Origin of the sequence: Ornithinibacillus xuwenensis, from assembly GCF_039614845.1 — a bacterium.
Taxonomy (GTDB): domain Bacteria; phylum Bacillota; class Bacilli; order Bacillales; family Amphibacillaceae; genus Ornithinibacillus; species Ornithinibacillus xuwenensis.
On sequence record NZ_JBDIML010000001.1, the window covers coordinates 569394 to 583795 of the forward strand.

General features: G+C 36.2%; 16 protein-coding genes. 13 read left to right on the forward strand and 3 right to left on the reverse strand.

Features of this window, described 5'->3' with window-relative positions; genetic code table 11:
• Positions 1-50: 50 nt before the first annotated feature.
• Complete coding sequence (locus ABC228_RS03390; RefSeq protein WP_345823672.1) at positions 51-1136, forward strand: type III polyketide synthase; 1086 nt, start codon at positions 51-53, stop codon at positions 1134-1136.
• The gene (locus ABC228_RS03395; protein ID WP_345823673.1) at positions 1136-1648 is read left to right on the forward strand and encodes an isoprenylcysteine carboxyl methyltransferase family protein; all 513 of its coding nucleotides are present in this window, start codon (positions 1136-1138) and stop codon (positions 1646-1648) included. Before ABC228_RS03390 ends, ABC228_RS03395 begins: the two co-directional genes overlap by 1 nt.
• A gap of 55 nt (positions 1649-1703) precedes the next feature.
• Here the strand turns inward: ABC228_RS03395 and ABC228_RS03400 are convergent, their stop codons facing one another.
• A complete protein-coding gene (locus tag ABC228_RS03400; RefSeq protein ID WP_345823674.1) occupies positions 1704-1904 on the reverse strand; it encodes a cold-shock protein in 201 nt (66 codons plus the stop codon).
• A 352-nt stretch (positions 1905-2256) separates the two neighbouring features.
• Here ABC228_RS03400 and ABC228_RS03405 point away from each other — a divergent pair, with 352 nt between their 5' ends.
• The 3 genes from ABC228_RS03405 (at position 2257) to ABC228_RS03415 (ending at position 5067) form a co-directional block, all read left to right on the forward strand.
• Positions 2257-3927, forward strand: coding sequence for a formate--tetrahydrofolate ligase (locus ABC228_RS03405; protein ID WP_345823675.1), 1671 nt, complete (start codon positions 2257-2259; stop codon positions 3925-3927).
• Positions 3927-4520: an HD domain-containing protein gene (locus tag ABC228_RS03410; protein WP_345823676.1), complete on the forward strand. Its 594-nt coding sequence runs from the start codon at positions 3927-3929 to the stop codon at positions 4518-4520. The genes ABC228_RS03405 and ABC228_RS03410 overlap by 1 nt, the downstream gene beginning before the upstream one ends.
• Before the next feature lie 175 nt (positions 4521-4695).
• The gene (locus ABC228_RS03415; protein ID WP_345823677.1) at positions 4696-5067 is read left to right on the forward strand and encodes a hypothetical protein; all 372 of its coding nucleotides are present in this window, start codon (positions 4696-4698) and stop codon (positions 5065-5067) included.
• A gap of 61 nt (positions 5068-5128) precedes the next feature.
• On the opposite strand, the gene ABC228_RS03420 is transcribed toward ABC228_RS03415, so the two are convergent.
• The gene (locus tag ABC228_RS03420) at positions 5129-6127 is read right to left on the reverse strand and encodes a C40 family peptidase (protein ID WP_345823678.1); all 999 of its coding nucleotides are present in this window, start codon (positions 6125-6127) and stop codon (positions 5129-5131) included.
• Between the two features lie 117 nt (positions 6128-6244).
• On the opposite strand from ABC228_RS03420, the gene ABC228_RS03425 reads away from it, so the two are divergent.
• The 6 genes from ABC228_RS03425 to ABC228_RS03450 all read left to right on the forward strand — a co-directional run bounded on the left by ABC228_RS03425 (position 6245) and on the right by ABC228_RS03450 (position 9443).
• On the forward strand, positions 6245-7201 hold the full coding sequence (locus ABC228_RS03425; protein WP_345823679.1) for a thymidylate synthase: 957 nt from the start codon (positions 6245-6247) through the stop codon (positions 7199-7201).
• Positions 7202-7212: 11 nt separating this feature from the next.
• Entirely contained in the window at positions 7213-7713 is a 501-nt protein-coding gene (locus tag ABC228_RS03430) for a dihydrofolate reductase (RefSeq protein ID WP_345823680.1), read from the forward strand.
• 155 nt (positions 7714-7868) lie between these two features.
• The gene (locus ABC228_RS03435) at positions 7869-8072 is read left to right on the forward strand and encodes a twin-arginine translocase TatA/TatE family subunit (protein ID WP_345823681.1); all 204 of its coding nucleotides are present in this window, start codon (positions 7869-7871) and stop codon (positions 8070-8072) included.
• 19 nt (positions 8073-8091) lie between these two features.
• Positions 8092-8295: a twin-arginine translocase TatA/TatE family subunit gene (locus ABC228_RS03440; protein WP_345823682.1), complete on the forward strand. Its 204-nt coding sequence runs from the start codon at positions 8092-8094 to the stop codon at positions 8293-8295.
• Between the two features lie 157 nt (positions 8296-8452).
• A complete protein-coding gene (tatC, locus tag ABC228_RS03445; protein ID WP_345823683.1) occupies positions 8453-9196 on the forward strand; it encodes a twin-arginine translocase subunit TatC in 744 nt (247 codons plus the stop codon).
• A gap of 25 nt (positions 9197-9221) precedes the next feature.
• Positions 9222-9443 (forward strand): YozE family protein, encoded by a 222-nt coding sequence (locus ABC228_RS03450; protein WP_345823684.1) that lies wholly within the window; start codon positions 9222-9224, stop codon positions 9441-9443.
• A gap of 28 nt (positions 9444-9471) precedes the next feature.
• Here ABC228_RS03450 and ABC228_RS03455 read toward each other — a convergent pair whose 3' ends face one another.
• A complete protein-coding gene (locus ABC228_RS03455) occupies positions 9472-9801 on the reverse strand; it encodes a YolD-like family protein (RefSeq protein ID WP_345823685.1) in 330 nt (109 codons plus the stop codon).
• Positions 9802-9957: 156 nt separating this feature from the next.
• On the opposite strand from ABC228_RS03455, the gene ABC228_RS03460 reads away from it, so the two are divergent.
• Together ABC228_RS03460 and ABC228_RS03465 are read left to right on the forward strand one after the other, a co-directional pair.
• Positions 9958-11109, forward strand: a complete 1152-nt coding sequence (locus tag ABC228_RS03460; RefSeq protein WP_345823686.1) for an exonuclease SbcCD subunit D — start codon at positions 9958-9960, stop codon at positions 11107-11109.
• A gap of 1 nt (position 11110) precedes the next feature.
• Positions 11111-14227, forward strand: a complete 3117-nt coding sequence (locus ABC228_RS03465) for an AAA family ATPase (RefSeq protein ID WP_345823687.1) — start codon at positions 11111-11113, stop codon at positions 14225-14227.
• Positions 14228-14402 lie beyond the last annotated feature (175 nt).

The following is a 14402-nucleotide window of genomic DNA, read 5'->3' on the forward strand; positions in this document are numbered from 1 at the left end:
TTCGGCTGCAAACTAACGCTAATATAATTCATTTTAAAATAGGTGAGTAGATGGCAATTATTTGTTCTGTTGGTATTGGATTACCGACATATGAAATTAGTCAAGCTGAAGTAAAAGACTTAGTAGCAAAAATCTTTCCATATCCAGAAAAGCAATTATCCAGACTATTACCAGTTTTTGATCATGCGGCTATTCATAAAAGGCAATTTGTAGTGGATAAATCTTGGTTTCTGGATAATCATAGCTTTGAAGAACGCAATGACTTGTATCACAAATATGCGATTAAACATTCATTAGAAGCGATGGATGCATGCTTGGAAAACGCCTATCTCGAACATAACATTTCGTATGAAGAGGTTGATTTGATTGCGTTTGTTTCTAGTACTGGTATTACAACACCATCACTAGATGTATATCTCATGAACGAACGCCCGTTTCGTGAAAATGTAGAACGAATGCCTTTGTGGGGATTGGGGTGTGCTGGAGGTGCAATTGGTTTAGCAAGGGTTTCTAATTGGTTAGCTGCTAACCCAACTAAAAATGCATTATTGGTGAATTGTGAGCTCTGTAGCTTAACCTTTCAAAAAAGTGATCATAAGAAAAGTAATTTAGTTGGAACAGCATTATTCGGAGATGGAAGCAGTGCGGTGCTTCTAATAGGGGAAAATTCAAAACATCGTAAGTCTCTTCAAAAAACATTGCCTAGAATTATAGCATCTAGTTCCTATACCAAAAGAAACAGTACTGATGTTATGGGGTGGCAGGTTACGAATAATGGCTTTGAAGTGATATTCTCTAAAAGTATTCCTGCCTTAGTTAAAACAGTGTGGAAGGATCATTTAGAACAGTTTGCTCATCAAAACAATACGAGCCTAGAAGCGATTCATTCGTTTATCGTGCACCCGGGAGGAAGAAAGGTGTTAGAGGCAATGGAGGAATCCTTTTCAATTCCAACTGAGAAATTGTCATACTCATTTGAGGTACTTGCCAATCACGGAAATATGTCCTCTGTGACAGTTCTATATGTATTGCAAAAATGGATTCAACAAGATATTAAAAAAGGTGAGAAAAGTATAGTATCTGCTCTTGGTCCTGGTTTTAGTTCTGAAATTTTACTATTGGAGTGGGATGAATAGTGGCATTATGGATGTGGATATTTATCGTAATAATTATTGGTCAACGATTAGTGGAATTAGTAATTGCAAGAAACAATGAAAAATGGATGAAGGCAAGAGGTGGAATAGAGGCAGGTAGCGATCACTATAAATGGTTTATTTATTTACATAGTCTGTTTTTTATCAGTGTATTTCTAGAAAATCAACTTCAAACACAAGAAATAAGCTTTAACTACCTTTATTTTTTACTATTTTTTGCTGCACAATTAGCAAGAGTATGGTGTATCTATTCATTAGGAAGATTTTGGAATACAAAAATTATTGTATTGCCACGTGTGGCCTTAATAAAAAAGGGACCATATAAATTTGTTAAGCATCCAAATTATATTATTGTAGCAGTTGAGCTATTTGTGATTCCAATGTTGTTTGGTGCATATATGACCGCAATCGTGTTTCCGATTCTTCATATTCTTTTATTACGAATTCGGATTCCAGCAGAAGAAAGAGCGTTGGCCTCGCTATCGAAGCTTTAAAGCATCAAAAAAAACGGTAATCTTGATTGATTACCGTTTATTTATATATGTTCTCTTATTTTTTTTCAACGTTAGCTGCTTGTGGACCACGTTCACCATCAACAATTTCAAATGTTACTTCTTGGCCTTCTTCTAGTGTTTTGAAGCCTTCACCTTGAATTGCTGAATAGTGTACGAATACATCGTTTCCACCTTCAACTGAAATAAATCCATAACCTTTTTCTGCGTTAAACCATTTTACTACTCCGTTTTCCATGTAAATAATCCTCCTAAAAACTTTCACGTAAAACGTGTTATTACAAATCAGAAAAATGACAATCAAAAAAGGTAGCTAAGTCAGAAAGTCTGGATCATAAATAACCCACTTCTTTCTAATCGAAGCCACCATTTCTAATGATCCATAAATCTTCTTTGCTTGTGTCAACTATAGCTTATTTTATCATGACAGTCAAGATTCCTGGAAAAACATGCAGAATAATCCAATAATGAATCTGTTGTTTTACTGTCATTCATTGTATAATCTTAGTGTACTGTTTTTCGTAAATATTATGTATCATGTACCCATTTTTTTCGAGTACCTATAATACCAATGGAAGGGAAGAGGAGAAATGAAGACAGATATAGAAATAGCACAAGAAGCAAGCTTAAAGCCAATTAGTGAAATCGCAGAAGAGCTCAATTTATCACTTGAGGATTGGGAACCATATGGACATACCAAGGCAAAGCTATCTGACAAATTATTAGACAAGTTATCCGATAAGCCAAACGGAAAAATCATTTTAGTGACGGCGATTAATCCAACACCTGCAGGAGAAGGAAAATCTACTGTAACTGTAGGGTTAGGTCAAGCATTAAATAAAATTGGAAAAAAGACAGTGATTGCACTTCGAGAACCATCACTTGGACCAGTAATGGGTATTAAGGGTGGTGCAGCCGGAGGCGGATATTCGCAAGTTTTGCCTATGGAAGACATTAACCTTCACTTCACAGGTGATTTACATGCTATCACAAGCGCGAACAACGCATTGGCAGCAATGATTGACAATCATATTCACCAAGGAAACGCATTACATATTGATCCAAGAAGAATCGAATTCAAGCGTGTTATGGATATGAATGACCGAGCATTGCGGCAAATTGTAGTTGGTCTAGGCGGCCCGCTTCGCGGAGTACCAAGAGAAGATGGTTTCAATATTACGGTAGCATCAGAAATCATGGCGATACTTTGTTTATCCAACGATTTAAACGATTTGAAAAAACGGATATCCAATATTGTTATTGGTTATACATATCAAGAAGAGCCAATATATGTAAAGGATTTGGCCGTTGAAGGTGCCTTAACCATGCTGCTCAAAGATGCCATTAAACCAAACCTAGTTCAAACAATCGAAAATACACCAGCTATTATTCATGGTGGACCGTTTGCCAATATTGCGCATGGATGTAATAGTATTCTTGCGACTAAAACCGCAGCCAAATTAGGAGATTATGTCGTAACAGAAGCGGGATTCGGTGCTGATCTTGGAGCGGAGAAGTTTCTTGATATTAAAACGAGAGCAGGTAATTTTGAGCCTGATGCAGTTGTCATTGTCGCCACTGTCCGTGCGTTGAAGATGCATGGAGGAGTTCCTAAAAACAATCTAACAGAGGAAAATGTTGATGCATTGAAAGCTGGAATGGAAAATTTGAAAAAGCATATCGAAACGATAGAAGGATTTGGGCTACCGTTCGTTATTGCCATTAATAAGTTTCCAACGGATACAGAAAACGAAGTACAATATATCGAAGCTTGGTGTAATGAACATCAATATCAAGTTGCTCTCACTGATGTTTGGGCAAAAGGTGGAGAAGGTGGAATTGAACTAGCAGAAAAATTGGTACACACCATTGACTCTGATAATAGGAATTTCACAAGAGTGTATGAATTAGAGGATTCTTTAGAGACAAAGATTAGAAAAATTGCCCACACTGTATATGGAGCAGATGATATTGAATTATCATCAAAAGCCAAAAAGCAACTTGCATTCTTTGAAGAACAAGGTTGGGGTAATCTTCCTGTGTGTATGGCAAAGACACAATATTCCTTGTCAGATAATCCTTCACTACTTGGTCGTCCTACTGGTTTTAGTATTTCTATTCGTGAGTTACGTCCCTCTATCGGCGCTGGTTTTATCGTCGTATTAACAGGAGATGTAATGACAATGCCAGGTCTACCGAAACAGCCAGCTGCGTTAAAAATGGATGTAACAGAAGATGGAAAAATTGTAGGGTTGTTCTAATGATTCAGTTTGATCAATTAAAAGCAGTTCGAGAATACTGTCATCATCTATTTCACCAGGACGCTAGTGGCCATGATTTCTTCCATTTAAGTCGTGTTGCTCGTATTGCAGGTGAGATTGCAGAAGAAGAAGGTGCTGACTCGTTTATTTGCATAGTTGGAGCATGGCTTCATGATGTTGGCGATTATAAGTTGTTTTCGGACACCGAAAAAGCATTAAACGATATGGACCAGTTCCTAGATTCGATTGGGTTAACGAATAAACAAATATTAGCGATTCATGAAGCAATAGAAAATGTGTCCTTTAGTAAAGGGAATATACCAGAGACATTAGAAGGCAAGATAATCCAAGATGCGGATCGGATTGATGCAATAGGTGCAATTGGTATAGCAAGGACGTTTGCCTATGGAGGGGCAAGTGGGAATTTAATGTATCACGACACTGCTAAAGCGGGAACATCTGTACAGCATTTTTACGACAAAATATTAAGGTTGAAGGATTTACTTCATACGAGTGCTGCAAAAAGACTAGCGCAGTCCCGGCATCAATTCGTTGAGGATTATTTGGAACAGTTTTTTAAAGAATGGGGATAAGTTTGAAAGCATGTGTTTCATCAAAAGGAACACATGCTTTTTAGATTAAAAAGACTAGCATCAAATTACCGAATTTTTCTAGATTTCTGAAACGATTTTTTCTCTATTACGTATATTGTACTAGAGGATATTCTAGGGTGGATACATTCATTGATGTGAAAGGAGTGATTATCAATTGAAGCGTAACAAGAAAAATTGGCTATTATTTGGTGTTGTAATCTTTATTATTACTGGAATTAGTGTGTACTATATCTATTTCTTCTCACCTAAAAACTCACTTGAATTGTATCAGGATATAGCGTTTGCAGATACATATGAAAAGGCGCTTGATTTAACCGAAGAAGGATATGAAGCGTACTTTCAAGAAGAAGACTTTGAACATATTAAAGAGGGCTCATTAGAACAAATTGGACAATTTACACTGCTTGACTATGATGATCAATCTTATATTGTCATGACAACTCCTGGGACGGAAAAATTAAAGGTGTTACGTGTTGAATCGCTACCAGAGGATATTCGTGTGTATTTAAAAGAATTATTACCCTAGTTTAAGGTCTGATGATATAAAAAAGGAACTTGGATGAATTCCAAGCTCCTCTACTAAGTATTTATTCACCAATTCGTTTTGCTCCTAAGTATCGTTGCTCCCAGTAAGATGTATACATATTACTCACTTCAACTCCATCTAACCCTGCGTGAATGAATTTACCATCCCCAAGGTAAATCCCTGCATGCGATGGACCTGGCTTATAGGTTTCAAAAAAGACAACATCCCCTACAGAAGGAGAACCAACTGGTGAACCGAAATTCCAGATGTCTGTAACTGTTCTTGGAATGGAAATGCCTTCTGTATTATATACAAATTGTAAAAAACCACTACAATCAAATCCACTTGGAGAGGTGCCTCCCCAAACATAAGGTGTGCCTACATAAGCATAAGCAGTTTGAATAATTCCTGAATTGCCACCTTGCACTTGAACCTGTTTAATGGATGATTGTTTTGTACTTGTTTGTGTAGCTGCTGCCGCTTGCTGTCTTTCGGATTCATACATCGTATTGAATGATTGCTGTGGAGCTTCATCTTGAAAATCAATGTCGTGCTTTTCTTCTGCTATTTCAATCGCTTTTTTCGTCAGTGGGCCATACATGCCATCAATTTCGCCTTCATAATATCCAAAATATTGAAGGGATTCCTGAACGATCTTAACATCCTCACTATGGAGACCTGGATATACAGATCCTGATAAGTTTTCTAGTCTTTTCAGATGACCTTCTATCTCAACCTCAATAAGTGCGTAAATCGTTTCCTTATTTGCTTGACCGGTAATGGTCATATTATGATCTCTTTGAAACTTCTTAATGGCATGCTCAGTTAAGACACCAAGCTCTCCATCGATTTTATCATCATAATAGGATAGTTCATTTAGTTTATACTGTAAGATTCTTACCGCCTCACCATGATCACCATATTCTAATTCCTCGGCTTCCAGTAATGTTTTATTTTCAAATATAGGGTAAGCTCCTGCGTATAGCGCAAAAGGTTGACTTAATACAAAGCTATATAAAAGTGTGTTCTTGGCAATGGATTCAACCGTTCCATTTAACATCCAAATTTCCCCTTTCGTTTGGACTCTTGTTAACTAGTTTTATTGCTAAAATATTGTTTTTATGAATTACGATTATGTTACAATGAATGAAATAGTGTAAATAATGGAGGAGAAGTAATGGGAAGAGGCGAAAAAGCATACCTTGATCTATGCAATCACATTTTAACTAACGGTACAAAGCGAGATGATCGTACGGACACCGGAACATATTCTGTCTTTGGTCATCAAATGCGGTTTAACTTAGAAGATGGTTTTCCATTACTAACTACCAAAAGGGTTCCATTTCGATTAGTAGCTAGTGAATTACTATGGTTTATTAAAGGTGACACTAATATTCGATATTTACTCGAAAATAATAATAATATATGGAACGAATGGGCATTTAAAAATTGGATTGAAAGCGATGAATATAAAGGCCCTAACATGGACGACTTTGGAAATCGGATTCAGGTTGATCCAGAATTTAATAAAATATATGAAGAACAGATGGAAATCTTTAAGAAAAATATTTTAGAAGACGATGTATTTGCAGAGAAGTATGGCGACTTAGGCTCTGTTTATGGTAAGCAATGGAGAGCATGGAAGACCTCTCAGAATGAAGTCATTGATCAGTTAAAAGAGGTGATAGATTCCATCCGTCATAACCCGAATTCAAGAAGGCATATTGTCTCAGCATGGAACCCTGAAGATATACCTACAATGGCATTACCGCCTTGTCATACCTTATTCCAGTTCTATGTAGCGGATGGAAAGCTTTCTTGTCAATTATATCAACGTAGTGCGGATGTTTTCTTAGGCGTGCCTTTTAATATTGCAAGTTATGCATTGTTAACGCATCTAATTGCGCATGAAACAGGACTTAAGGTTGGAGAGTTTGTTCACACAATGGGGGATGCACATATCTATTCGAATCATATCGAACAAGTGAAAACCCAGATGGAACGTGATATTAGACAATTACCACAGCTATTATTAAATGAAAATAAACGTTCTATCTTCGATTTTGAATTAACTGATTTTGAACTAAAGGGCTATGACCCTCATCCTACAATAAAAGCTCCAATTGCTGTGTAAGGAGGAACAATATGATTTCATTATTAGTTGCTATGGATCGTAATCAACTGATAGGCTCCAATAATGATTTACCTTGGTATTTACCAAATGATTTAAAATTCTTTAAAGAAAAAACCACCGGTCATACTATTGTTATGGGAAGAAAAACCTTCGATTCCATTGGGAGGGCTTTACCGAATCGTCGAAATGTTGTTCTGAGTAGAAATACTGTCCAGCTATCAGAAAATGTTGAGTTCATTCAAGATATGAGTACTATCTTAGAATGGAATCGAGAGAACCCCAATGAGGAATTCTTTGTTATTGGTGGTGGCGTTTTGTTTGAACATATTTTACCTCATGCTGATCGAATGTACGTCACCTTTATTGATGAAGCGTTTGAAGGAGATATTTATTTCCCGAGTTTTTCACTTGAAGAATGGAAGAAAACTTCTAGTACGAAGGGTGAAAGGGACGAAAAAAATCCATACGATTACTATTTTATTCAATATGATCGAGTGAAAACAGTCGATTAGAAGTTGTATAAAGCTGGTTTAACTGATAAAATATAGTTGGTTACAAGCTATTGAGCTGTATTTCTATGAACATTTTGTGATATTTTATTAAGTTACATACCAAATGAATCGTTTTGGACTATAATTACTTTAATCAGATAGAAGAAGGTGTAAGCATGGCAGGTATAGGTATTCCAGGATTAATATTAATCCTTGTTATTGCGTTGGTAATTTTTGGGCCAAAAAAGCTACCAGAAATAGGTAAGGCTGCAGGACAAACATTACGTGAATTTAAAAAATCTACTAAAGATTTAACTGAAGATGTAACGGATGAAATTAACGAAACGAAAGATGTTGTGAAAGGCAAAGATAACAAATAAATCTTTTGGAGTGAAATTTATGGGCAGTATAGGTATTCCAGGATTAATTCTAATTCTTATTGTTGCATTAGTTGTTTTTGGTCCTTCAAAGCTTCCTGAAATAGGAAAAGCCTTTGGTAGTTCCTTGAAGGAATTCCGAAATGCTGCAAAAGATATAGTTTCGGAGGAAGATGCAAACAAGCATGTAAATAATCCTTCTAATACGACAATTAAAAATGATTAAAAAAAGGTGTAAGGTTTATTAACCTTGCATCTTCTTTTCTGTTTGTACCAAACATTAAAGACAGTAGATGTAATGTTCTATTAAGTTTAATGTATTAGAAAATATAGTGAGACATGCTTATTTATTACAGTGGCATTTGTTACTAGGAGTGTTTTGTATGGCGAGGAATTATGATGAAAAGGAAATGAATTTTACGGGACATTTATCGGAGCTACGAAACCGGTTAGTTGTCACGGCAATATTCTTCATTCTTTTCTTTATTGTAAGCTTTATTTTTGTGGAGGATATTTATAATTTTTTTGAGTCTGATATTGACTTTAAGCTCACCTTGTTAAGTCCAGGTGAAATTATGTGGATTTGGTTTACGATCGCTGGAGTTGTGGCACTCGCAGGTACGCTTCCAATACTAGCCTTCCAAATATGGATGTTTATTAAGCCTGGGCTAACTGCAAAGGAGCAAAAAGCGTCGTTAGCATTTATCCCAGCAATCTTTTTATTGTTTATCGGTGGACTTGCTTGTGGTTATTTGATGTTTATTAAGTTAATTCTTCCATTCTTGTTGTCATTAAACGATGGTATCTTTAATGAAATGTTTACCGTTGAAAAATATTTTAAATTTTTACTTCGAGTAACCTTACCATTTGCCATTATTTTTGAGATACCGGTTATTACCATGTTTTTAACAAAACTAGGAATTTTAACTCCTAATATCATGCGTAAAACGAGAAAATATGCGTATTTAGTCTTAATTATTATTGCAACCATGGTCACACCACCCGACTTTTTCTTACCAATTTTTGTGGCGATTCCATTTATTCTTCTATATGAGATAAGTATCTATCTTGCTGCTATTGTATATCGCAAGAAACAGGAGAAGCACAAGGAATTTATGGAAGCCTAATTCGTTTATATAAAGGGGGGGTATGATGCGTTCGTTTTATCATTTCATGATGACTTACCGTGGTAAAAAGAAACCAGATGATTCAAGTAGACTTGCAGATTGGATGTTTGATGATCATAATTTTCCAAAGCATTCCAAAAGCTATCACGAAATTAGTGATTATCTTGAATGGAATAGTCCGTTTACAAATGCGCTTTCTGTGTTTGACTCCCTTTGGGATACGTACTTGATGAAGGAAAAAGATTAAATGCTCTGGAATTAGCTCCAGAGCATTTTTATATGACCGTATAAATATCCGTAAACCGAATTGAAATAGTATCCGCACTTACACTTAGATTGTTTAGTAAGATTGTATGATTTAATGGGTCTAGCTTTTTGATGATCCCGCTTGTATTATGCATTTGTCCATCTTGATAATAGTTGATTGTTATCGTTTGTTTTTCTTGATATGCCTCGATAATAAATTGATTTAGTATCTCCAGCTCTTGCTCATCCAAAGCCGGCCTTCTTACTTTTTTATCTTCTTTCCATATATTCTTTAAGAGCTCAACATGCTCAGGAAGCATTAACGATGTCCATTTAATCGTTCCTCTATCATTCACCATTAAAAAATCACCTCTATATCATTATATACAAACATTTGTTCGTTATTCAACTTTTCGTTATATGGAGAAGGTCGGAAACGTGTTAAAATGAAAGAAACAATAAAATTTAAATAGGTATTTCCTATTACTTATATAAACTTGCAAGGGGGAAATCAGATGAAAGTAATGCATACAGCTGATTGGCATCTCGGAAAGATTGTTAACAGTGTTCATATGACAGACGAACAGGATTTTATATTAAATCAGTTACTAGAGATTATTAGAGCTGAAAAGCCAGATGTACTTATCATTGCCGGTGACTTATACGATCGTGCAATACCACCAAAAGAAGCAGTTGATTTATTAAATCGTATATTTACGACGCTTGTAAAAGATATTCGAATACCGGTATTAGCAATTTCCGGAAATCACGACAGTCCTGAGCGACTTGAATTTGGTACAGAGATGTTTCGTGCACAGCACTTATATATTGAGACAAGCCTAAGTAGAAGCCTAAAACCAGTGGTTCTTACGGATGAACACGGACCAGTATACTTTCACCTGGTACCATATATTGAACCGGCAGAAGCAAGAGCATTCTTTCAGGATGACTCCATCCACTCTCACCAAACAGCAATGGAAGCCGTTATCAATTATATAAAAGAGCATCATAACATGAAGGAGCGTCACATATTTGTTGGACATGCCTTTGTGGCAGGGGGAATGGAATCTGAATCAGAGGAACGACTATCAATGATAGGTGGAACACCATATGTGGATGCAGCTTTATTTCAGGATTTTTCCTATACGGCATTGGGGCATTTGCATCAACCGCAGCGAATTAAACGAGATGTCATTCGGTATAGTGGTTCGATTTTAAAATATTCCTTTTCAGAAGCAAACCATAAAAAATCCGTAACTATCGTTCACCTTGATAAAGAAGGAAATTGTGAACTTGAATTTATCCCATTAGCACCAAAACATGATATGCGTGTGGTAGAAGGTTATTTTCAAGAACTGATTGAACAACCATTGGAAGATAATGAGGATTATTTGCACATTCGATTACTCGATAAGGGGCAAATTATCGATCCGATGTACAAGCTGCGAAAAATCTATCCCAATATTCTTCGCCTTGAACGTGTAGGGCAATCATCAGCTAAGAGTTTACTAGATTTGCAGCAAATTAGAAAAAAGCAATCACAGTCTCATTCAGAGCTATTTGCATCCTTTTATAAAGAGATAACGGATGAAGCTATTGATGAACAAAGAATGGCCTATATTGAAAAAACAATTTCAAGTGTAATCGCGAAAGAAAGAGGGGAATAATTTGCGAGCATTAAGCCTAAGTTTAACAGCCTTTGGTCCATATCTAGAGAAACAGGTCATTAATTTCGAGGAATTAGGCGATGAAACAATATTCTTAATCACTGGACCAACGGGAGCAGGAAAAACAACAATTTTTGATGGAATCTGTTATGCATTATATGGTAAAGCAAGTGGATCAGATCGGGATCAGGATTCACTTAGAAGCCATTTTGCAGCAAATGATGAACCGACAGAAGTCCAATTTCGTTTTGCATTAAATCAAAAGGAATATGAAATTATTCGTCACCCTAAACAACAAAAGAAAAAGGAACGTGGTGAAGGATTTACAGATGAGCCAGCAAAAGCCATTCTTTATGAGATTATTAATGGCGAAAGAGAACTAATTTCTTCTCGAATAAAAGACGTTAATGAAACGATTGAGTCAAAGCTTGGTTTTGATTATGAGCAGTTTCGAAAAATGGTGTTGATACCACAAGGTGAGTTTAGAAAACTAATTTCAGAGAACAGTAGAGAACGAGAAGCGATATTACAAAAAATATTTCGCACACATTTCTATGAAAAAATTACGGATGAATTAAAGCTGAAAGCAAAAGAATTAGAGGGCAATATAAAACAATTTGAAGCAGATTTAAACTATGAATTCTCCAAGGTCTACTGGCAGTATATTTCGATAGAAGAGTCAGATTCAGATGCGATACGAGCAGAAAAATTGAGCCAGGAAATAGAACAGACGAAGAAACAGCTCGATAATCATAATCAAGTTAAAGCAACGCAATTAGAAAACATAAAGATGGTCGAGGAGAAACTTCGCAATGCAAGATTGATAGAAGAAAAGTTTAAAGAACAAGAGACTTTAAGAACCGAATTAACACAACTGGAAAAAGATAGTGAAACAATCACTACTCAAAAGAAGAAGCTAAAACAAGCACAGATTGCACAGCAAATTATTCCGTTAGAAGAACAGAGTAATGCTCGAAATGTAGAATGGCATAATCAACTAAAGCGATTAAATGAGCAAGAAAAAATCGTAAAGCACAAGCAAGGTGAGTATGAAAGCATTGTAATTCGTTTTCAGGAAGCACAAGCGAAAGAAACTGAACGCGAACAATTAAAGGAATCCATAAAACTAGCGAAAAATCAGCTAGAACAAGTAAACAGCTATCTAATCCTAAAGCAACAAGTAGAAGAAATTTGGAAGGATAAAGAAATCCAACAAAGCTCGCTTAAGCAGGTAGAAGAAAAGCAGCAAGCATTAGAAACAGCGTTACAGGAAATTGAACGTAAATTAGAGGAAGAAAATCCTTTAACAAAAACATATTATGAAACGAAGGAACAGCTTAATAAGCTAGATGAGTTAATGAAAAAGCTATCCAAGCTGTCATCTGAAACCAAAAGGCTTCTACATCTTCGTCAGGAATATTCCGTTATTCATCGGACGTATCAAGAAAAGCAACAGGAATTAAAAGAAATAAAAATGAAATATGATATGCTAGAAACCAAGCAAAAAGAACAATTTGCTGCATTGCTCGCACATAAATTAATCCCTGGTGAACCCTGCCCGGTTTGTGGCTCTCTGGAGCATCCTGATAAGGCACTGCATGCTGAAGTAGATAATGATTTTAACGAAATGGAACAATTAAAAATAGCTATCCAGAAAAAAGAAAATGAAGTTGAAACTTATCAGCAGACGTATTTGGATCATACCTCTAAAGGGCAGACACAACGACATGAAGTAGAAAAGCTTCAAGAAGAGCTGAACGATGTGCTTCCTGAGGAAATCACTGAAGCGACTATTACGGAAGTGATGAGTCATGTAGAGAATCGAATAAATAATAGTAAGAAGCAGTTGACTGAAATAACGGAAAAGCTTGAAGTGATAAGTTTATTAAAGCAACAAAGAGAAGAAATGAAACGAACAAGTACAGAATTAAAACAAACGTTTGAACAACTTTATCGCGCTATTCAAATTAGTCAAGAAGAGCTTGTTCGGACACGAACGCAAATAGAGGAAATGGAAAAGCAGCTTCCAGAAGATATAGCAGACCCAAGAGCTTTTGCTGAAGCTTTACGAGAGAAAGAAGCGAATTATCAGCGATTGATGAAAGAATGGGAACAATTAAAGTCAGCATATGAGGCTTCACATGAGTCACTCCAAAAAGAAAAAACCGTCTTAGAACAGCTTCGTTCATTTGAAGAAGAGACAAAGAAAAATTATTATGTGCAGCATGAAGGTTTTCTAAATGCTGTGCAAAACGCCGGCTTCCTATCACAGGAAGCATACACAGTAGCAAAATTACCCATAGCAGATCAGGCTAAAATGGAAGAAGAAATTCAGGCTTATGAGAATAGAGCAAAACAAATTAGATATCGACTTGAGGAGCTACAGGAGCAGCTATCTCAAGTGGAAAGAATAAATCTAGCAGAATTAGAAGCGCTTATGGAATCTTATAATAAGCAATTACAAGAAATAAATGATACGTTATTTGCCATGAACGCCAAAGCAAAACAGGATGAAAGTATTCAACGGGAAGTATCAAGGATTACAGCACGACAAAAGGAACTGGAAAGTGAATACTATATTATTGGTAATTTATCAGACCTATCAAGTGGTAATAACGCCTTACGTTTATCCTTTGAGCGATATGTGCTAGCGTCGTTCTTAGATGAGATTCTGTTACAAGCAAATATCAGATTTGATCGAATGACAGAGCATCGCTATCAATTGATACGTAGTGGCGAAGTTGCAAAGAGAGGTGCACAAAGCGGATTAGATTTAGAGGTTATGGACCATCACACTGGCATAACAAGATCTGTAAAAACATTGTCAGGTGGGGAAGGATTCAAAGCAGCCCTCAGTCTGGCGCTTGGATTAGCGGATGTTGTCCAAGCACATGCTGGTGGTGTTCAGCTTGATACACTATTTATCGATGAAGGGTTTGGTACACTTGATGAAATTTCCTTACAACAAGCAATCGATTGCTTAAAAGACTTACAGGAGAGTAATCGATTGCTCGGAATCATTTCCCATGTACCACAGTTGAAAAATGAAATACACACGAAATTAACCATTTCCCCTTCCCATAAAGGGTCTAATTTGAGATTTACTTTTGGAAATTGAGCTACTTTGCAAATAATATAGCGATAATACTCCTGAATTCGTCAATAATCGCGTGATATCGCATGAATAATGTAAGTTCCTGCGGTTACCCGGGAAATATACCATACAAATTCCTGATGTTCGCCTACACGTATTGTAACCAAATACGTACAATGAACTAGATAATTCTATGAAA